At 68.9% G+C, this 20,775-nt stretch carries 12 protein-coding genes; 3 read left to right on the top strand and 9 right to left on the bottom strand.

The features are described from left to right. Positions 1-6: 6 nt before the first annotated feature. The 3 genes from acpS to G6N31_RS02730 form a co-directional block, all read right to left on the bottom strand. Positions 7-399, bottom strand: coding sequence for a holo-ACP synthase AcpS (gene acpS, locus G6N31_RS02740; RefSeq protein WP_179964258.1), 393 nt, complete (start codon positions 397-399; stop codon positions 7-9). 22 nt (positions 400-421) lie between these two features. Then, on the bottom strand, positions 422-9,694 hold the full coding sequence (locus tag G6N31_RS02735) for a type I polyketide synthase (protein ID WP_098003371.1): 9,273 nt from the start codon (positions 9,692-9,694) through the stop codon (positions 422-424). Positions 9,695-10,208: 514 nt separating this feature from the next. Then, positions 10,209-10,949, bottom strand: coding sequence for a MerR family transcriptional regulator (locus G6N31_RS02730; protein WP_098003370.1), 741 nt, complete (start codon positions 10,947-10,949; stop codon positions 10,209-10,211). Positions 10,950-11,330: 381 nt separating this feature from the next. On the opposite strand from G6N31_RS02730, the gene G6N31_RS02725 reads away from it, so the two are divergent. Further along, positions 11,331-12,587 (top strand): MFS transporter, encoded by a 1,257-nt coding sequence (locus G6N31_RS02725; RefSeq protein ID WP_098003369.1) that lies wholly within the window; start codon positions 11,331-11,333, stop codon positions 12,585-12,587. A gap of 41 nt (positions 12,588-12,628) precedes the next feature. Continuing rightward, positions 12,629-13,342, top strand: a complete 714-nt coding sequence (locus G6N31_RS02720) for an IspD/TarI family cytidylyltransferase (RefSeq protein WP_098003368.1) — start codon at positions 12,629-12,631, stop codon at positions 13,340-13,342. Here the strand turns inward: G6N31_RS02720 and G6N31_RS02715 are convergent. The 6 genes from G6N31_RS02715 to G6N31_RS02690 all read right to left on the bottom strand — a co-directional run bounded on the left by G6N31_RS02715 (position 13,308) and on the right by G6N31_RS02690 (position 19,942). After that, complete coding sequence (locus tag G6N31_RS02715) at positions 13,308-13,970, bottom strand: IspD/TarI family cytidylyltransferase (RefSeq protein WP_163722005.1); 663 nt, start codon at positions 13,968-13,970, stop codon at positions 13,308-13,310. The two genes, G6N31_RS02720 and G6N31_RS02715, sit on opposite strands and share 35 nt — an antisense overlap. Positions 13,971-13,981: 11 nt before the next feature. Further along, positions 13,982-14,584 (bottom strand): hypothetical protein, encoded by a 603-nt coding sequence (locus G6N31_RS02710; RefSeq protein ID WP_098003400.1) that lies wholly within the window; start codon positions 14,582-14,584, stop codon positions 13,982-13,984. A 35-nt stretch (positions 14,585-14,619) separates the two neighbouring features. Next, complete coding sequence (locus tag G6N31_RS02705; protein ID WP_098003366.1) at positions 14,620-15,489, bottom strand: Rv1363c family protein; 870 nt, start codon at positions 15,487-15,489, stop codon at positions 14,620-14,622. A 141-nt stretch (positions 15,490-15,630) separates the two neighbouring features. Continuing rightward, positions 15,631-17,073 (bottom strand): FadD3 family acyl-CoA ligase, encoded by a 1,443-nt coding sequence (locus G6N31_RS02700; RefSeq protein WP_207763449.1) that lies wholly within the window; start codon positions 17,071-17,073, stop codon positions 15,631-15,633. A 32-nt stretch (positions 17,074-17,105) separates the two neighbouring features. Then, positions 17,106-18,296, bottom strand: a complete 1,191-nt coding sequence (locus tag G6N31_RS02695; protein WP_098003364.1) for an amidohydrolase family protein — start codon at positions 18,294-18,296, stop codon at positions 17,106-17,108. Positions 18,297-18,367: 71 nt separating this feature from the next. Next, positions 18,368-19,942: an AMP-binding protein gene (locus G6N31_RS02690; RefSeq protein WP_098003363.1), complete on the bottom strand. Its 1,575-nt coding sequence runs from the start codon at positions 19,940-19,942 to the stop codon at positions 18,368-18,370. Positions 19,943-20,036: 94 nt separating this feature from the next. Here G6N31_RS02690 and G6N31_RS02685 point away from each other — a divergent pair, with 94 nt between their 5' ends. Next, a complete protein-coding gene (locus G6N31_RS02685) occupies positions 20,037-20,750 on the top strand; it encodes an enoyl-CoA hydratase/isomerase family protein (protein WP_098003362.1) in 714 nt (237 codons plus the stop codon). The last annotated feature ends 25 nt before the right edge of the window (positions 20,751-20,775 follow it).

The raw sequence follows: 20,775 nt of genomic DNA, 5'->3' as shown, positions 1-20,775 counted from the left end.
GCGAACTCAGCGCTCCTCGAGGACGGCGACGGCTGCGGCGGTGTCGGCCTCGTGGGTCAGCGACAGGTGGATCGTGACCTCCTTGAGGTGCTCGGCGATCGCGCCGGACAACCGCACTCGCGGGCGGCCCCACATGTCGGTGATCACCTCGATGTCGCGGTGGATGCCCTCGGGCAGCACCGGACGCTTCGAGAACCGCGAGCCCGACCACGCCTTGATCACAGCTTCCTTGGCCGCCCACCTCGCCGCGAGGTGGCGTGCCGCCGACGAACTCTTGTCGGCGGCGTCGCGCCGCTCGCCGGGGGTGAACGTCTCGGCGAACACCGTGCCGGGACGATCCACCTGCTCCGCGAAATCCGGGATGGAGACCAGATCGATGCCTATCCCGACGATTGCCACGGGCAGCACGCTATCTCACGGGTCACCGTTGATACACGCCGTCGTCGCCGAGTCGCGAACCCGGGTCCAGCAGCATGGCCGCCTCCTGGGCCTTTTCGGGCCGTTCCTGGTCGAAGCGCCGGTCTCCCGGTCGCTCGTAGAGCGACGGCCCACCGGCGATCGCCGACGCCAGGCGGCGCTGGCCGGCCAGCGTGCGTTCCTGCGCCTGCGCCTGGTAGACCTCCCGCTGCTCGGGGGTCAGCGTGGCCAGGAACGCCTGCGGATGCACCAGTGCGATCAACCCCGACACGTGGCCGAATCCGAGGCTGGTCAGCAGTCCCGCCTTGAGCGGGTACTTCTCCCCCAGCCGCAGGGTCTCGCGCGGCCACACGAAGTGCGTGGACGTCGCCAGCTCGTCGTCGACACAGTCCAGGCTGCGGTTCGGCGGGACCACTCCGTCCCGCAGCACCTGGCACAGCCCCATCATCTGGAACACCGCGGCGCCGCCCTTGGCGTGGCCGGTGAGGCTCTTCTGGCTGATGATGAACAGCGGCGCCCCGTCGGAACGGCCCAGCGAGTCGGCGAGCCGCTCGTGCAACTCGGTCTCGTTGGGGTCGTTGGCCAGCGTCGAGGTGTCGTGTTTGGAGATCACCGCGATGTCGTCGGCACCGACGCCCAGCTTGGCCAGCGAGCGCGCCAGCACCGACTCGCGCCCGCCGCGGCCCGCGCCGAGCGCACCGAGCCCGGGCGCCGGGATCGAGGTGTGCACACCGTCGGCGAACGACTGGGCGTATGCGACCACCGCGAGCACCGGCAGACCCATCTTCAGCGCCAGGTCGCCGCGGGCCAGCAGCACCGTGCCGCCACCCTCGGCCTCCAGGAAGCCCAGCCGACGGCGGTCGTTGGCGCGGGAGAACTTCGAGTCGCTGATGCCCTTGGCCCGCATCACCTCGGTGTCGGCGGTGGCCGCCATGTCACCGAAGCCGATCACGGCCTCCAGCGTCAGGTCGTCGTAGCCGCCCGCCACCACCAGTTCGGCCTTGCCGAGGCGGATCTTGTCCACACCCTCCTCGACCGACACCGCCGCGGTGGCACACGCACCGACCGGGTGGACCATTGCGCCGTAACCGCCGACGTAGGACTGCATGACATGGGCGGCAACGACATTCGGCAGCACCTCCTGCAGGATGTCGTTCGGCTTGCTGCGGCCCAGCAGGTTGCCGTGGTACATGGTCTGCATCGAGGTCATGCCGCCCATGCCGGTGCCCTGCGTCGAGGCCACCAGGCTCGGATGCACCCAGCGCATCAACTCGGCCGGGGTGAAGCCCGACGACAGGAACGCGTCGACCGTGGCGACGATGTTCCACAGCGCCACCCGGTCGATCGAGTTGGCCATGTCGGCGGTGATGCCCCACACCGTCGGATCGAACCCGGTCGGGATCTGCGCCCCCACGGTGCGGGAGAGCTTGGTCTTGCGCGGCACGCGAATCTCGGTGCCCGCCTTGCGGATCACCTCCCAGTCGCCGGAGTCCGGGACCGGGCGGGCCACCGTGTGCTCGGGGTCGAACTGCACGAACGCGCGTGCATCGGCCTCACTGGACACCACGAACCGGAAGTCCTTGTCCAGGAACACGCTGACCAGCAGCGGCGATGCGTGATCCGGATCGATCGCGCCGTCATCAACGAACTCACGGATCCCGCAACGCTCGACGACCGTGTCGTGATAACGCTCCACCAACTCGGACTCGTCGACCAGATCGCCGGATTCGGTGTCATACCAACCGGGTTGCGGATCGTCCTCCCACTTGATCAGACCGGTCGTCCAGGCCAGCTCGAGCACACCGGCGGCCGACAGTTCGTTGTCGACCTCCATCTCGAAGCGGGTCCGCGACGATCCGTAGGGACCCAGCTCGGCGCCACCGACGATGACGACCAGATCGGCGGGGTCGACGTCGAGGTCGGCCCACTCCGGTGCCGGTGCGGGCTGCGGCGGCCGCGGCGGCGACGGCAGCGCGGCGATGGTCGTCGCGGCGGGTTCGTCGGCAGCCTCCTCGTCGGACTCGGTGACCGCCTCGTCGCGGGCCCGGGTGGCCAGCGCCGCCAGATCGAGCTCCACCTCGGCCAGCCCGCCGGTCAGGTCGGTCTGCACTGGCTCGCGCGCGGCGGCGACCTTGGTCTCCACGTCGCACAGGTCGAGCAGCATCTTGGCCATCTGCTCGGTCGAGTAGGTGATCACCCCGGCCTCTTCGACCGCGTCGACGATGACGTCGTTGTGGCCCATCAACCCGGTCCCGCGGGTCCAGCCGATCAGCGCATGAGCCAGGCTCACCCGCTGCGCCCAGGACGTCTCGGCCTTCCACCGCGAGACGACCGCATCGAGCGCCGCCTTGGACTCGCCGTAGGCGCCGTCACCGCCGAACATGCCGCGGTTCGGAGAGCCGGGCAGTACCACGTGCAACCGAGCGGCGATGTCGCGGTCGGCCCCGATGTGCGACAGCCCGCCGATCAGCCGCTGCACGGCCCACAGCAGCACCTTCATCTCCATCTCGGAGCGCGACCCGGCCTCGGACAGGTCCCCGCCGACCCGCGGAGCGGCGAACGGGAACAGCAGCGTCGGCGACAACGCGTCCTTGATGTGGATCGACTTCGGCCCCAGGCTCTCGGTCTGCTCGGTGCCGACCCACTCGGCGAGCGCGTCGATGTCGTTGTAGGAAGCCATGTTCGCCGGCAGCACCCACAACTTGGCGCCGAAGCGGGCATGGTCGCGGTAGAGCCCGCGGTAGAACGCCAGCCGGCTGTCGTCCAGCCGCGACGTGGTCGCGATGACGGTCGCGCCGCCGTCGAGCAGCTGCGCCACCACCGACGCCGCGATGGAGCCCTTCGATGCGCCGGTGACCACAGCGACCTCGTCGCTGTAACGGCCCTTGCCCGGGTTCTCGGCTCCGGCCGCGGCGCGCGCGTACAGCGACGCGTGCACGGTGCGCCCGGCCGCCAGCGCCTTGCCCTGCCAGTAGGTGGCCTGCGTGCTGACGACGTGGCCGGCGCCTTCGAACCGCTCGGCCAGGTGCGCCCAGTCGGCGTCGACGTCGTCGTCGTCCATCAGCCAGATCCGGACCAGATCCTCCCGGGCGCTGGCCCACCGGTCGTCGAACAGCACCGCCTTGCGGCCGTCGAAGACCGGGGCCACCAGGCGCGGCCAGTCCGCCCCGAGCTCGCTGGTGACGAGATCGATCAGCTCCGCGTCGGTGGCCGCTTCCGGCGTCGCGGCGGTGTTTCCCAGACCCAGCTGGTCGAGGATGGTGCGGGCCGCCGAGGCCAGCACCCCTTCGGGGCCCGTGACCTGGGCGGCGAACTCGCCCAGCGCCGCCGAGTCGACGACGCCACCGCCGCCGCCACCGGCCGACGGCAGCGAGACCGGCACCCCGCGGCGTGCCGCGACCGCGGCCACCGCGGCGTCGATCACCTTGTCGACGCCGGCCGCATCGCCCAGCGCGCCCTCGTGCAGACCGCCCAGCGGCCCGCCGCGCACGCTGGAGCCCTCGCGGGTGCCCAGCGCCACCTCGACGGTGGCGTGCTTGGCCCAGCCGTCGCCGAGCTCCCAGGTCTTCTTGACCCGCTCGGCGATGTAGGCCGGCCGCTTGCCCGACGGCCCGAGGACCGTGCGCAACTGGTCGTTGATCGCATCGGAGAGCACCGGCCCGAACGGCTTGTAGGTGCGGGCCAGTTTGGTCACCTGGCCCTTGAGCCCGGCCAGGTCGGCCTCCGCGGCGCCGTCGATCGCACCGAGGTTGAGCTCCGAGCCGAGGTCGACCAGCATCTGGTTGCGACGCGAGGACGCGCCGTCGGTGATGGACTCGATGGAGTCCAGCGCCTCGATCTGGTCGATGCGGATCTTGGCCGACAGCGCGATCAGCGCCATGGTGGCGTCGGCGGCGTCGAACCCGATGTCCTCTGGCCGGGGCCCACCGGCGGGTGCCGCCGCAGGAGCCGCCGGCACCTCGGCCGGAACCGCTTCTGCCGGAACGGCTTCCGTGGCCGGCGCTGAATCCTGCGCCGGCTCGTCGAGCTCGGGCTCGGGATCGGTGTCGGTGGCGAACAGCACCGCAGCGTCGCGCTCGGCGTTGAGCACCTCGGTGGTGTTGTGCGAGTACTCGGGCAGCTTGAGCGTGTTCTGCGCCAGCCCGGCGACGGTCGGCGCGGACTTCACGCCGATCTCGACGAACCGTTCGACCCCGAGTCCGCCCGCGGCCTCCTCGATGAACAGCAGGTCCTGGGTCTCGATCCAGCGCACCGGGCTGGCGAACTGCCAGGCCAACAGCTCGATGATGACCTTGCGGCAGAGGTCGGCCGGGCGCTCGTTGCGCCACTCGTCGTAGTTCGCGAGCACCTCGTCGAGTTCCACGGCCGGCACCAGATCGCGAATCTCCTGGATGAAGTCACGATCGAGGGTGAAGGGCCGCGGAACCAGGTTGGGGATGTAGCGGCCGATGACCATCTCGGGGTCCGTCCCGTGCGGCATGACTCGGTCCAGGGCGCGGCGGAAGTCGTCCACGCCGACCCGCAACACGCTGGAGTGGAACGGCACATCGATGCCCGGCACCAGGATGAACGACCGCTTCCCGCCGGTCAGTTCGCGCCGGCGCTCGACCTCGGCCTCGAGTTCCTCGAGTCCGCGTACGGTGCCGGCAATCGCGTACTGCGCGCCCCGCAGGTTGTAGTTGACGATCTCCAGGAACTCACCGGTGCGTTCGGCGATCTCGGCGATGAAGTCGTTGACGTCGTCGTCGTCGAGGTCGATCTGCGACGGCCGGATCGCGGCCATGCGGTAGTTCGACCGCCCCATCGCATCGCGGGGGACGATGTCGTGCATCTTGCTGCCGCGGTGGAACACCGCCTCGAGCAGGCCCTCGAGTTCATAGACACCCGACACACACGCCAGCGCGGTGTACTCGCCGACGGAGTGCCCGCAGGCGATCGCACCCTCGACGAACGCACCGTTCTCCCGCATCTCGGCGACCTGTGCCGCCGCGGTGGTGGCCATCGCCACCTGGGTGAACTGCGTCAGGTAGAGCACACCCTCGGGATGGTGGTAGTGGACCCCCGAGGCGATCAGCGACGTCGGGTTGTCCCGCACCACGTGCAGGACCGAGAAGCCGAGTGTCTCGCGGGTGAACTTGTCCGCCTTGTCCCAAATCTGGCGCGCCGCCTTGGACCGGGCCCGAACCTCCATGCCCATGCCCTTGGACTGGATGCCCTGTCCGGGGAACGCGTAGACCGTCTTCGGCGCGGCCAGTTGCGCGGTCGCCGACATCACCAGTTCCGAGCCGACTCGCGCGGCGACCTCGACGATCTCGGCGCCCCGGTCGATGCCGACCCGGTCGACGCGGAACTCGATCTCGTCGCCGGGCAGCACCATGCCCAGGAAACGCGACGTCCAGCCCACCAGACGCGCCGGCGGGGTGGCACGACCGTCGGTGGCCGTGACCGCGTGCTGCGCGGCGGCGGACAGCCACATACCGTGCACGATGGGCGATTTCAGCCCGGCCAGCAGTGCGGCGGCACGGTCGGTGTGGATGGGGTTGTGGTCACCGGAGACGACCGCGAACGCGCTCATGTCGACCGGCGCGTCGACCACGACGTCGCGGCGCCGGCGGCGCGGGGTGTCGGTGGCGTTGTCGGTGATCGCCCCACCGGCGCGCGGCGGGTCACTCAACTCGACGGCACCGGTGCGGCCACGGATCGCGAACCGCTCGGCGAGGGTGGCCAGCGCGACCCCCTGCGCGTCGGCGATCGTCACGTCCACCGGGACCACGCGACCGACCTCGGTGTCGGTGGCCGCGAGAGCCGTTGCGGTGACGGTCAATTCCGCCTCGCCGGTGGGCATGGCATGCAGCAGGTGCGCGGCGTGGTCGAGGTGGACCAGGCTGAGCAGACCTTCCACCACAGGGAAGCCGTCGTCGGTGGCGGCGGAGCCGATGGCCGCGAATACCGCGGGCCAGCACAGCCCGACCAGCGCGTCGGGCACCAGCGTCAGGCCCGGCGCCAGCGGCGCACCGAAGGTCGCGGTGACGCCGGTGTGGTCGGCGACCCGTTCGGGATCCCAGCGCACCGTCACGGTGGCCGTGTTGTCCGCCACGGCGGGAAGCGCGTCCGGGCCGTCGACACCCGCGGCGATCGCGAGCACCGCACGCATCGCGCGCGAGGCGTCCTCGACCGTCACGATCGGCATACCGCCGTCGACGGTGCACGCGGGCAGCGTGAACCGGATGTCGATCCAGATGTCGGACAGCGGCACGCGCAGCGTCACCGAGGTCTTCCCGGACTCGTCGACGCTCTGCTCCAGCCGCGCGCCGGTGTTCGGGTGGGTCGCGCTCGGCTTTCCGGGCACGTCGTTGACCTGCCACTCGTTCGGCGCGCCGATGCGGTGCACGGGGTTGATCGAGGTGCGCCCGGCCCACAGCACGTCGGGCGAGTCCAGCACCACCGCCAGCGGTCCGCTGACGTCCGCGCGCGCCTGACGGCGCGACACCACTGCGACGGGTTCGGCGCCGGTGGCCAGCACGCGGTCCACGATCTCTTGTTCGAAGCGGTCGAGCAGGTCGCCGACCGGCTCGTCGACGCGGGTGATGCCCGCGACCGCCTGGGTGCCGGGGATGATGCACACTTCGTCGGCGCTGTAGCGGGCGTCGTGCGCCTGCCACAGCGAGTCGCTGCGCCACCAGCGGCGGACATCCTTGTCGATGACCGGTACGAAGTTGACCGGCTTACCCGGCTTCTTGCACAGCGTCACGAAGTACGGCACATCGGCCGGGTGCAACCGCACCGTCTCGGCGTCCGGGTAGCGGGCCAGCAGGGCCGCCACCGCGGTCTCGGGGTTGTCCAGCAGCGCGTCGCCGTCCGCACCCGCGCTGAACAGCGATTCGATCGGGCCGTAGTCCTTCGCGTGCAGGCGGGCCTCGGCGCGCTTGAGCATGTCCTCGAAGCGGTCCCGCCAGGTGTCCGCCAGCCAGGGGCTGCCGGGATGGGCCGTGTCGGCGGTGGTGTCGCCGTCGCCGACGGCCAGGTCGACGTAGCGCTGCAACCACTGCAGATAGGTCATGTCCGCGACGTCGCCGAAGTACGGCTTGGCCGTCTTGGCCATCGCGGCGATGATCTCGTCGCGCCGCTCGGCCACCGCGTCGGCGTCACCGGCCACCTCGTCGAGCAGGCGACCGCAGCGCGACGCGGCATTGTCGATCTCGTGGATGTCGGCGCCGAGCTGGCTGCGGCCGCTGGCCATACCGTTGACGGCTTTGCCGGCCCCGACCCAGTCCGGGGTGCCGCCGGTCTCGACGAGCATCTGCTTGACCGCCGGGGAGGTGGTGGCCTCCTTGGTGGCCATGGCGGCGGTGCCGACCAGGATGCCGTCGACCGGCATGGCCGGGAACCCGTAGGCCTTCGCCCACTCCCCGGACAGGTAGTCCGCGGCCCGCTCGGGCGTGCCGATCCCGCCGCCGACGCACACGGTGATGTTGGTGTGTTTGCGCAGCTCGCCGTAGGTGCTCAGCAGCAGGTCGTCGAGGTCCTCCCACGAATGGTGACCGCCGGCGCGGCCGCCCTCGACGTGAACGATGACGTCGCGGTCGGGGACCTCCTGCGCGATCTTGATGACGGACTTGATCTGGTCCACCGTGCCCGGCTTGAACACCACGTTGCTGATGCCGACGGTGTGCAGCTCCTCGATCAGGTCGACGGCCTCTTCGAGGTCCGGGATGCCCGCGGTGACGACTACGCCGTCGATCGGAGCGCCGGACTGGCGGGCCTTCTGCACCAGACGCTTGCCGCCGACCTGCAATTTCCATAGGTACGGGTCGAGGAACAGCGAGTTGAACTGGATCGCGCGTCCGGGCTCCAGCAGCTGGGTCAGCTCGTGGACGCGGGCATCGAAGATCTCCTCGGTGACCTGCCCACCGCCGGCCAGCTCGGCCCAGTGCCCGGCGTTGGCCGCGGCGGCGACGATCTTGGCGTCCACTGTCGTCGGCGTCATGCCGGCGAGCAGGATCGGCGACCGTCCGGTCAGCCGGGTGAATTTGGTGGCGACCTTGACCGAGCCGTCGGGCAGGGTGACCGGTGTCGGCGCGTAGCTCGACCATGCCGGCGCGACGCTGGGGGCGGCGCCGACCGTGAACAGGCTGCGCTGTCCGGCGCGGGTGGCCGCAGGCACGATGCCGATGCCCAGGCCGCGAATCACCGGGGCGGTCAGCCGCGTCACGGTGTCGCTCGGACCCAGGTCGATGATCCACCTGGCGCCGGCCGCGGCGAGGCCCTCGACCTCGGCGACCCAGTCGACCGGTCTGACGAAGATGTACTCGGCCAGGCGCCGGGTCAGTGCGGCGTCCAGGCCGGTGCGGGCCGCCCATTCGTCGACCAGGTCCACGCCGCCGGCCAGCCGCGGAGTGTGGAAGCCGACCTCGACCTGGACCTGGTTGAACACCGGGCGGAAGACCGCGCCGCCGCGGACCTTGTTCTTGCGTTCGGCCTCTTCTTTCTCGGTGATCTTCTCGCAGTACAGCTCGAAGCGGGCCAGCTGCTCGGGCGTACCGGTGATGACGACCGACCGGCGGCCGTTGCGGATGGACAACGCCGGCGGCAGCACCGTCCGGACGTCCTGGGCGAACTCGTCGAGGAGCTCAGCGACCCGGTCGGGGTCGACGTTGGTCACCGACACCATGGGCGACTTGTCGCCCCGGCCCACCATGCCGCGGCGGCGCGAGACCAGCGACCCGGCGGCGCCGATCAACTGACCGATGGCCAGCAGCTCGACATCGCGCGCTCCCCCGGCCTTCAGCGATTCGACCGCGGTGACGCCCTGGGAATGCCCGGCGATCGCCACCGGCGGGTGCCCGTCGAGATCGAGCCCCTGGCGCTTGAGCGCGCGAATGGCGGCCATCTGGGTCAGCAGGATGCCGGGCCCGGAGATCGCCGCGGTGGTCAGGTCCTTCTGCGACGGCAACGGCTCCTCGGCGGCCAGCGCGCGGATCCACTGCATCGGCTCGAAGCCGATCGGGCGCACCACCACCAGCTCCCGGGCGAGCGGCTCCAGCAGCAGTTCGGCCTCACCGACCAGGTTCGCGATCTCGGACTCGATTCCGGCCGAGTTGACCAGTTCCTCGAGGTTCTCGAGCCACGGTCCGCCCTGGCCGCCGAACGCCACCGCGTAGGGCTCGCCGGAGTGCAGCTGATCGACCAGCGCATGCGCACCCACCAGCGGTTCGAAGGCCTGACCGCGCTCGGATCCGGAGCCGGTGGTCGCACGCTGCTGGTCGTTGATCGTCACGTCGGGTGTTCTCCTCAGTCCTTCGTTCGCGCTGCGTTCACGTCGCACCGCTTTCGTCGGGGCAGTCATGGGGCACGTCCGCGGTCGGACGCGGGCATGGCGATTCGGCGTCGAATCCGGCTGGTCTGCTGCGCGGCGGGCCGCGGTGACTTTCAGCCGTAGTAAGAGTGTCATAAGAGACAGGGCCAGTTTTACGCGCGAAATGGTTACTGGCGAGTTCTACGCTTCGGTAACCGAACGTTGCGTAACACGGCAAACGGAACCGCTGCGTGGCGCCGCCGTCAAACCTGCTGCATGCAGGTGGTTACGGTTGAGTAAGGAAGAATCGCAGTTCAAAGCAGTTTTGTTATGAAATCGTTATCTGGAAATTTTGGTTCGCACTGTGTCGCAGAGCACCGAGGACCGGGATGACATGATCGTCGAAATTGTCCGGTCGTCGGTTCGCGGGGTGGACAGAAGTTTGCTACAAAACCTTACCGATCAGTAGGGAAAGCCATGCGATCGATGGTGCGCGTCAGGCGTGCTCGGGCTCCCAGGCCCCGGTGACCAGAATCCCGGCCACGTAGTCCGAGGACTCGGTCACCAGATAGCGCCGGCTGACCTCCTCGAAGCGGTTGGCCATGGTCGCGGCGCCGATCGCACGATAGTCCTGCAGCAGCCGGCGGATCTCGTCGGTGTCCGCCGGCTTGGGCAGGCACCTCTCCCCGACCCGGGCGGTGTAGAGCTCCGAGAGCGTGCCCACGAAGGCCTTGGCCAGCTCTTCGAGGTGGTCGTCGGCAACGGCCAGGAACTGGAGCAACGCCCGTACATAACGCATCGGCTCCGCGGACTTGGCAAGGACCTCGGCGACGGCGCTGTCGGTGATGACGACGTCGCGACCGTCGATCTTGGCCAACCCGTAGGACACCAGGGCCCGCGCCTCCTCGGAGTCGGCATCGAGATCGATGGATTCGGCGGCCGCCTCGTCTTGCTCGTCGCCGCGGGCGCCGAGTACCGCGCGCTGCAGGCCGAGGATGTCGGCGAGATCCGCGCCGTGCCGCATGCTCTCGAAGAACTCGGCGATGTGCACGGAGGTGAAGCCTTTGCGCAGCAGCTGGCTGATGGTGTTGAGCTGTGACAGGTGATAGTCGTCGTAAAGCGCCGAGCGGCCCACCCTGCGGGGCGGGTCGAGCAGACCACGTTCCCGGTAGGCGCGGATGTTGCGCGCACTGACCCCGGACACCGCGGCGAGATCTTCCAGGCGGTACTCAGCCATCGCTGCGCTCCCGACCCGGCGGATCGAAGCCGATTGCGTGCGCACACCCCCGACGATGCATGCACTCACTGTAACGCTCGCGCGGCCTGCGAGCGAAGGAAGACGGCCGTCAATTTACGATCGCACAAACCCCATCGCAGCGCGACAGCCTGCACAGATGAGAATTTTCGCCGACTGTTTCGGTCGACACTGCACGGTTTCAGCCAACATCAACGCCGGAATATGTTAGCTCGGGCGACCAACATCACCCTCGACCAGTTAGCACTCGACCGCTCTCTCGCGGGAAGATCGCAGGGTCGCCGGTAACTGCCGGATTTCCCGAGGAGTAGCTGCACGCAGCGCAGCGCATTCTCCGCCACAGCCTTCGCAGGGGGTGAGCGCGTGCGGTCCTGGATCATCTGGGCGACCGGTCTGCTCGCCTACATCATCGCCGTCCTGGACCGCACCACGCTGGGCGTCTCGGGGCTGGCAGCGGCCGACCGCTTCGGCGCGGGCCCCGGGCTGCTGTCGACGTTCGTGGTGCTGCAGGTGGTCGTCTATGCCGGCGCTCAGGTCCCGGCGGGTCTGCTGTTGGACCGATTCGGCTCCAAGGCCCTGATCATCGCCGGAGCGGCCTTGATGTCCTGTGGGCAACTGACGCTGGCGCTCACCGAATCGCTGCCCGTCGCCCTCGGTGCGCGCGCGGTCGTCGGGCTCGGCGATGCCGTCACGTTCATCTCCGTGCTGCGGTTGGTGCCGTACTGGTTTTCTCCACGCCGCGTCCCGTTGGTCACCCAGTTGACAGGGATCTGCGGACAGCTCGGCCAGGTGTTGTCGGCGGTGCCGTTCCTCGCGCTGCTGTCCGCGTCCGGATGGACGACCGCGTACGCGTCGGTGGCGGCGTTCGGGGCGCTGGCGATCGTGTTGATCCTGCTGATTGTCAGGAATGCGCCCGAAGGCACGGTGACGACGGGCGCGGCCATGACGGTGCGGCAGACGTTGACCAGCCTCAAGACCGTGTGGCTGCGTCCGGGGACGCGGCTGGGCTTCTTCACCCATATGGGCACCCAGTTCTCCGTCACGGTGTTCGCGCTGATGTGGGGCGTGCCGTATCTGACCGTGGCCCAAGGCCTGTCACCCACCGCGGCCGGCACCCTGCTGACCGTGTCGGTGGCCGCGGCCATCGGAGCGGGCGTGGTGATCGGCATCCTCACGGGGCGCCATCCCCACCGGCGCTCGCGTCTGGTGCTCGCCATCATCGCCAGCAACGCGCTGGCGTGGACGGTGGTGCTGGCACTGCCCGGGCCTGCGCCGCTCTGGTTGCTGGTAGCGCTGGTCGTGGTGATCTCGGTCGGGGGACCCGGCTCGATGGTCGGCTTCGACTTCGCCCGGACCTTCAATCCCAGCGCCACCCTCGGCACCGCGCAGGGCATGGTCAACATGGGCGGTTTTCTGGCGTCGCTGATGGTGATGCAGCTGATGGGGGTGGTACTCGAAGCCGCCGGAGGATTGTCGTTCGACTCCTTCCGGCTCGCGTGGACGGTGCAGTACGGCATCTGGGCACTGGCTGTCACCGGCATCCTGATCACCCGGCACAAGGCACGCAAGCTGCTGCGGACGCAGCCCGACGACATGCTGCTCGAGGGCATCCGGCCCTGAACCGGCGCGGGCCGCGGCGCCGTTGCCGCTACTGTTCGGGCATGGGCGATGCGGTCGCGGTGGTGCTCGCCGCGGGGCTGGGCACCCGGGTGGGCGCCGACGGGAACAAGGCCTACCTGCCCCTGGCGGGTCGCTCGATGCTGGTCTGGTCCCTGGACACCATCTCGCGAGCAGCCTCGGTGGACCGCATGGTGCTGGTGTTCCGCCGCGGTGAACGCGACCTCGCCGCGGCGACGCTGCACCAGGAGCTGCCCGGGGTGCGGATCGATCTTGTCGAGGGCGGCGACAGCCGGCACGAGTCGGAGCTCAACATGTTGTCGGCGCTGGACACCGATATCGACAGCGGCGCGGTGGATGTCGTGGCCATTCACGACGCAGCCCGCCCACTGGCCGACGAGGCCATGTTCGACACGGCGATCGCGCTGGCCCGCCGACACGGTGGAGCGCTGCCGGCGCTGTCGCTGACCGACGTCGCCGCCGTCGGCCCCGACGGTCTGGAGGCCGTCGCCGGCACGCTGGTCCGAGTTCAGACGCCGCAGGCATTCCGCGCCCGCGAGCTGTTACATGCCTACCGCTGCGCAGCCCGCGACGGATTCGAGGGCACCGACACCTCCTCGTGTGTCGAGCACTACACCGACGTCGACGTCCAGACGTTTCCCGGTCACGTCACCAATCTCAAGGTGACCTACCCCGGCGATATCGCAGTCGCCGACCGGCTGCTCACCGATCCGGTTGCGCCTCGAGCACCGCGGTGAGATAGCGCGCATCGCACGGAAGTTCGAGGCGTTGCGCACGGCCGTCCCCGTCGATCTCGGTGACCGGAACACCGGCCCGCAGCGCCGCCCCCACCTCGTCGAACGGCTCTTCTGCGCCGGCGAGGAGCGCCCGCAACGTCGCCGCGTCGAAGCCGCGCGGAAACTGGGTCGTCCGTAACCGAGAACGGTCCCACGTCGCCGTGACGATGCCCCGTCGGTCGATCCGTTTGACGCTGTCGGTCACCGCAGTGGTCGGCACGACGACCGGCGCACCGCCGGCCAGCTCGGCGCAGAGGCGCTGGACCGTGCCGGGCCGGCACGCCGCCCAGGCGAGGTCCAAGATGACTACCGGCCCGGTGCCGCAGGCCGCCACGCCGGCCGACAAGCACTGCACGCGCTCGCCCGGCCGGTCGGCGACCACGACGCGCAGACTCGAGAGATGTTGCGCATCAACCGCTTCGACGACGACGTCCGCCAGCGGCGGTGCTGCCGCCAGGACGACCTCGGCGCGGGGCTGCACCGTGGCGACCAGGTGTGCCAACGCCGAGCGTCCGGCCAGCGGCACCAGCAGCGCATCGTGCCGGTCGACATAGCCGACCGGCACCGGCACGATCGCCGTGGCGTTCACCGGAGAGTCGGTCAGACCGGGTCGAACGACTCGATGAGCCAGTTGCCGTCGACCTTGGTCATGCCGACTTTCACGCTGCTCGCCGCGAACGCGCCGTCCGGGTTCTCCTTGCTCGTGGTGGTCTGGTTGATGAACACCAGCACCTCGGCGGTGTCCGGCTCCATCTGCGCGACTCCGGAACGCACCACTGAAGCCGTGGTCTTGACCTGCTTCTCCTTGGCCGCGGGCGTGACGATCTGCTCGGTGAACTGCGTGTAGTAAGACAGGAAGTCACCGGTCAGCCGCGCTTTGGCAGCGGCGAAGTCGGCCTCCAGCGACTCCGGCGAGTACGACAGCAGGGCCACGGTGCCGCTGGTCGCGGCATCGAGCACCACCTGTCGCGCATCCGCGTCGGTCTGCTGGTCCGGCCGGTACTGGTTGGTGTAGAGCCATCCGGCCAGTCCTGCCGACGCCAGCAGCGCCACGGCCAGCACACCCGCGGTCACCAGCCCCTTGATCGAACGCCGGGGAGGCTCGCGATCCGGAGCCGGTTCGGCCGGAGTCTCGTCGATGGGGGTCTCGTCGACGAACTCGGCGTTCGACGCTTCCTCCGCTTCAGGATGGGACTCGGGAATCTCCGGCGCCGGCTCCCCTACGGCTTTCTTCTCGCTCACGGGACGAACTCGACTTTCGACATCTTGATCTGCCCGCCTTCGCGTTGCAGGCTCACGCTGAGCCGCCAGGTGCGAGGTTCACCGTCGGCACCGGCGGTGTTGGTCACCCGCGACGATGCTGCCACCAGCACCTCTGCGGTGTCGTCGGTCATCTCATCGACGGCCGTGGAGTTCACCGAGACCTCGGTGACCACCTTGGAATCCTGTGCGACCTTGACGAAGTCCTGGGCCTGGGTCTCGAAGTCGGTCTTGAACTGGCCCGTCGAGTTGTCGATGATGCGCTGCACATCTTCTTCGGCGTTGTTGAAGTCCAGCGACATCAGGGTGACCACGCTCTGGCGTCCGGCCGCCGCGTACTCGGCTCGCTGCTGACTCAATTGTTCGGCTTCCCGGTGCTTCCACACCATGAAGCCGCTGAGCCCGAGCAGGGCGAGCGTGCACACGATCACCAGCGACGCCGCGACCGTCCTCCAGCCCGGACGGGGCAGGCGGCGCTTGGACTTCGGCGCCGCGGCGGAGGCTTCTGGGCCCTCGGCTTCGCCGGCCTCGGCTTCGTCGGCGTCGACGTCGGAGCCCGTGGTGTCCACCTCGGTGACCGGAGTCCCGTCGACCTCGCCGGGCGACGACGACTCGTCGTCGGGCGCGGACGGCTCGTCCGAACCGGCGGCTTCGGCTTCCCGCCGCAACCGGATCGCCTTGGCGCGGGCCCGCGCTGCGGCAGCGCGCGCCTCGGCCTCAGCGGCCTCGGCCTCGGCTTCCTCAGCCAGCGCCCGGGCGCGCTGTGCGTCGTCGACCCGCTCCGCCGCGGGCGAACTCCCGGCGCGATCGGTGTCGATCACCGACTCACGTCGTCTGAAAGACGGCACACCGACCTCCTGTCTTCCTCAGTGCTTTCGCGCAGGGTCGTCCCCGAAACGAGAACGTCATTCTTCATTTCTGCGCATCGCTTCGACGATACTCTCCATTTTCCGGGCCTCGGCAAACGGCCTGGACAGCGGAAATGCCGTTTACGTGCTGGGCCGACGCTCAACGGAAACGGCCTGCAGCTTGTCCTTCATGACCTTGCCGGTGGCGTTCAATGGCAACTCGTCGAGGAACTCTACATACCGCGGCACCTTGAAGCCCGCCATTCGGTCCCGGCTCCAGGTGATCAGCTCGTCGGCGGTGCACTCGGCGGTCCCGGGCACGCGCACGACGAACGCCTTGCCGACCTGGCCCATCCGCTCGTCCGGTACGCCGATCACCGCGACCTGCGCAATGGCGGGATGTTCGAGGAGGAAACCCTCGATCTCCGCCGGGTAGGCGTTGAAGCCGCCGACGATGAACATGTCCTTCTTCCGTCCGACGATGCGCAGGCGGCCCGCCTCGTCGAGGGTGCCGAGGTCCCCGGTGTGCAGCCAGCCGTCGGAATCGATGGCCTCCGCGGTGGCGTCCGGGTCGTCGAGATACCCCTGCATCACGGTGTAGCCGCGGATCAGGACCTCGCCATCGTCGGCGATGCGCAACTCGACGCCGTCGCAGGCCACCCCGGCGGTGGTGGCGATGTCGGTGAAGGAGTCCCCCGGTCGCGACAAGGTCGCCGTACCTGCCTCGGTCAGGCCGTAGCCGGTGGCCAGCGTCTGGAACGGCAATTCCTCGTGCACCCGCCGGACGAGCTCGACGGGGATGTCGGCCGCGCCGGTCACCCCGGCACGCAGCGTCGCGAGTTTGGTCTTGTCGGCGACGCCGAGCAGCGAGTGGTAGAGCGTCGGCGGTCCGGGGAGCATGGTGACGCGCTCGGTGGCGATCAGGTCGACGACGCGGTCGACGTCGAAGATCGGGACGGGCAGCATCGTCGCGCCCCGTATGAACGACGCGATCAGGCCGGCCTTGTAGCCGAACGTGTGGAAGTACGGATTGACCATCAGGTAGCGATCGCCCTGACGCAGATCCGCGAGATCGCACCATTCTTCGTACAGCCGAAGGTTCTGGGCGTGGTGCATCATCACGCCCTTGGGGCGGCCGGTGGTACCCGAGGTGAAGATGATGTCCGAGATGTCCTCGGCGGCAACGTCTCTGCTGAACGGCTCACCGCTGGACAGAAAATCCGACTTCACGTCGACGACGGGCACACTGTTCGGGGCCTGATAATCGACATCGAGGAAACCCTGCTGCACCAGAACGGCTTTGGCCCCGCTGCGGCTGATGATGTCGGCGGCCTCCTCGGCTTTGAACCGGGTGTTGACCGGGACCAGCACACCGCCGGCGGTCAGCAGACCGAACGCCGCGATGATCCACTCGGCGCTGTTGGGCGCCCAGAGAGCGACCCGGTCGCCCTTGGCGACGCCGAACTCGGCAAACGCTCCGGCCGCACGGCGGATCCGGTCGACGACTTCGGTGAAGGACAAGCGCAGCGGACCGTCGACGACCGCTTCGGCGTCGCCGAACCGGTCCGCCGCGCTGGCGACCATCTCGGGGATGGTCGCCCACTTCGGAACGTACGTCACACCGTGACGAGCCGGCCCAGGTTGCCGCCCATGATCTTGGCCTGATCCTCCACCGAAAGGTGCTCCAGCGCAGTCACATAGTGCGTCGGCTCGGCCAGCCCTTCGGGGTGCGGCCAGTCGGAACCGTAGAGCACCTGGTCCACGCCGATCAGGTTGATCAGGTCGTCGATGCCCTCCTCGTAGAACGGGCTGACGAAGATGCGGTTCTTGATCTCCTCGATCGGGTTGCCCAGGAAGGCCTCCGGCGCCTTCTTGTAGACCTCGGCCATCGAATCCAGCAGCGGGAACATCCACTTCGAGCCGGCCTCGACGATGCCGACCTTGAGCTTGGGATGCCGGAACAGCGCACCGTGAATCACCCAGGAGGCCACCGCATCCTGGATTGGGCGCCACTCGTTGAGGATCGACATCGCGTTGGTCTGGAACGGCAGCATCTCCTGCGCCACGCCGTCCCACTCCGAGGTGTAGCGCGAGTACCCGCTGTCCGAGGAGTGCATCCCGACGAACACGTCGTACTCGACGCACTTCTCCCAGAACGGGTCGAACTCGGGCAGCGCGAACGACCGCGGGCCGCGGAAACCGGGCACCGGTGCCGGGCGTACGAGGATCGCGCGGGCGCCACGCTTGACGGCCCAGTCCAGCTCCTCGATCGCCTTCTCGACGATCGGCAGGGTGATCACCGGCGTGACGAAGATGCGGTTCTGGTAGTTGAAGCCCCACACCTCGTCCAGCCACTGGTTGAGCGAGTGGATGATGACGTGGATGGCGACCGGGTCGTCGCGCAGCCGCTCCTCGATCAGGCTGGCCAGTGTCGGGAACATCAGCGACCGGTCGACGCCGAGTTCGTTCATCAGCTCGAGGCGGGGAGCCGGCTCGAAGAACGCCGGGATGGACCGCATCGGCTCACCGAACAGTTCGCGCTTGCTCTTGCCGTCCGGGTTGCCGAACTTGAAGTACTCCTCCCAGGCGCCCGGCTTGGCGACGTGGGAGAACGTGGGGTTCGGGATGTAGTTGCTGATCTGGCCCTTGATCGCGATCTTGGTCCGGCCGTTGACCTCGACGTACTGGACGATGTCCTTGTACTCCTTGGGCAGGTACTTGGTCATCGCCTCGGGCGGCTCGTACAGATGGTTGTCCGCGTCGAACAGCGGGAAGGGTATGTCGACCCTGTGAGAAAGTTGCCCCATGGAACACTCCTTTTCGTCTCGGGAGAATCGTATTCTCAATTTTAGCCGGCTGCAATGAGCCGGCCGCTTAACTACGTGCGCAGACTCTGACGCACCAGGTACTTCTGCACTTTGCCGCTGGCGGTCCGCGGGAAGTCGTCGACCTGCCGCAACTCCTCGGGCCACTTCTGGGTCGCGACGCCGCACGCGGCGAAGTGTGCGCGGACGTCGTCGAGCGAGGGCATCGCGTGCCCGTCACGCACCCGCAGCACCGCCGCGGTGTGCTCCCCCAGGCGCGGGTCCGGCGCCGCGACCACCACGGCCTCGGCCACCGCGGGCATCCCCAGCAGCACCTCTTCGACCTCCAGCGCACTGATGTTCTCGCCGCCGCGGATGATCACGTCGGCCTTGCGGTCGGTGATGGTCAGGTAGCCGTCCTCGTCCAGCACGCCGACGTCACCCGTGGAGTACCAGCCGTCGTCGTCGAACGCGTTGCGCGTCAGCTCGGCGTCGGTGTATCCCAGGCAGAGGTCCGGACCCCGGCTGAAGATCTCCCCGTCCGGGCCGATCCGGATCTCCACGCCGGGTCTGGCGTTTCCGTCGGTGAACAGGCGCTTCTCGACCGGAGCGGTGGGCCGCGATCCGGTGATCGACGGGTGCTCTGTGCTGCCGTAGGAGCGGAACACGAACATGCCGAGGTCATGCAAGCGCTGGGTGACCGCCGAGGGCACCGTGGATCCGCCGAGGCCGACGGTGCTGAAGTGGCGTAGGTGCTCCGGACGGCAGTTCGGGTGGTCGAGCAGGCTGGTGACGAAGTACGGCGGGCCGCCGCCGATCGACAGCCCGTCGCTCTCGATCAGCTCGAGGACCCGGCCCGGATCCCACACATCACACAGATCGATGGGCGCCCCCTCCAACACCGGGATCAGGAACGCGCCGAGCATGCCGATGAAGTGCCCGACCGGGGTCGCGGTCAGCTGCCGCCCCCGGTCCGGCGGGTAGTTCTCCAGCAGCTGGCGTGTCTCGCAGCTCAGTGTCTGATGACTGTGCACCACCCCTTTGGGGTCACGCGTCGTGCCGGAGGTGAACGCGATCAGCGCCGGCGCCCCGGGATCGGCATCGACGGTCCCGGTCATCGGTGCGTCGGCGAGCAGGTCCTCGAATGCGAGTTCATGGCCGGCGAGGGAACCGCCGCGGCCGGCGATGTCATCGGCTCCGACCAGCCCGACGATCGGGATGTCGGTGCAGAGGTCGGGAAGGTAGCGCATCCGCCCGAACTCACGCGTGGTGACGAAGGCGCGCGGCGCGGCCGAGCCCAGGATGTGCGTCAGCTCTTTACGGCCGTAAAAGTGCACAACGGGCACGATCACGGCGCCGAGGAACGCCGAGGCCCAGAACGTGACGGCGGCCTCGCGCCAGTTCGGCAGTTGCAGCGCCACCACATCGCCGGCGCCCACCCCGCGGGCCTGCAGCCCCGCGGCGAGCCGGCGCGCGTCATGCTCGACATCGGCGAACGTGCCGCGGTAGGGGCGGACGTCGGAGTGGACGCAGAAGCCGGTATCCGGGTGGTCCTTCAGCCCTCTGGCGAGCAGGTCGCCGAGCGTCTCGCGGGTCCACCACCCTTCCTGCTCATACCGCTCGACCAGCTCCGCAGGAATTGTCCGCATATCGCGTGCGCCTGTCCTCCCATAGCAGGTGAATGCCCCCGTGATGCTATTCTCCGCAAACGAGAATGCCAATACCGCAGATGGAGAATCATTGATGGTCGACCTCGAGATCGAAGACGGTTTGGCGATCATCACCATCGACCGACCGCACGCGCGTAACGCGATCTCGCTGGAGACGATGGAGCACCTCGACCGGGCGCTCGACGGCGCCCAGGGTGCCGCCGCGCTGGCCCTGACCGGCACCGGGGACCGGGCCTTCGTCTCCGGCGGCGACCTCAAGGAGCTCAGTGCGCTGCGCACGGTCGAGCAGGCATCGGCGATGTCGTTCCGGATGCGGTCGATCTGCGACCGCGTAGCCCGCTTTCCCGGCCCGACCGTGGCCGCGTTGAACGGGCACGCTCTCGGCGGCGGCGCCGAGTTCGCGGTCGCGGCGGACATCCGACTGGCCGCCGACGACATCAAGATCGGCTTCAACCAGGTGGCGCTGGCGATCATGCCGGCGTGGGGCGGCGCGGAACGCCTGGCCGAGCTCGTCGGATACAGCAGAGCGCTCCTCCTGGCCGGGACGGGGCGGATCCTCTCGGCGACCGACGCCGAGCAGATCGGACTGGTCGACCAGGTCATCCCCCGCGCGTCGTTCGACGAACAGTGGCGGCTGATCGCCCGCACCCTGGCAACCGTTCCGGCGGGGCAGGTCAAGCGGGTGCTGAGAGGTGTCCCGACCACCGAGGCGGTCAAGGCATTCGCTGACCTGTGGGTCGCTGACGAGCACTGGACCGCGGCGGACAAGGTGATGAAGCGCGGCTGACTCCGGCCGTCGCGACACCCTTTGC

It is taken from the genome of Mycolicibacterium duvalii (genome assembly GCF_010726645.1).
Lineage (GTDB): Bacteria > Actinomycetota > Actinomycetes > Mycobacteriales > Mycobacteriaceae > Mycobacterium > Mycobacterium duvalii.
This window is presented reverse-complemented; position numbering and strand designations above follow the sequence as displayed.

Coding starts and splice junctions, on each gene's coding strand:
- G6N31_RS02730 (WP_098003370.1), bottom strand. CDS start 10,949: ATGGCTGAGTACCGCCTGGAAGATCTCGCCGCGGTGTCCGGGGTCAGT.
- G6N31_RS02720 (WP_098003368.1), top strand. CDS start 12,629: ATGGGCGATGCGGTCGCGGTGGTGCTCGCCGCGGGGCTGGGCACCCGG.
- G6N31_RS02700 (WP_207763449.1), bottom strand. CDS start 17,073: ATGGTCGCCAGCGCGGCGGACCGGTTCGGCGACGCCGAAGCGGTCGTC.
- G6N31_RS02695 (WP_098003364.1), bottom strand. CDS start 18,296: ATGGGGCAACTTTCTCACAGGGTCGACATACCCTTCCCGCTGTTCGAC.
- G6N31_RS02690 (WP_098003363.1), bottom strand. CDS start 19,942: ATGCGGACAATTCCTGCGGAGCTGGTCGAGCGGTATGAGCAGGAAGGG.
- G6N31_RS02685 (WP_098003362.1), top strand. CDS start 20,037: ATGGTCGACCTCGAGATCGAAGACGGTTTGGCGATCATCACCATCGAC.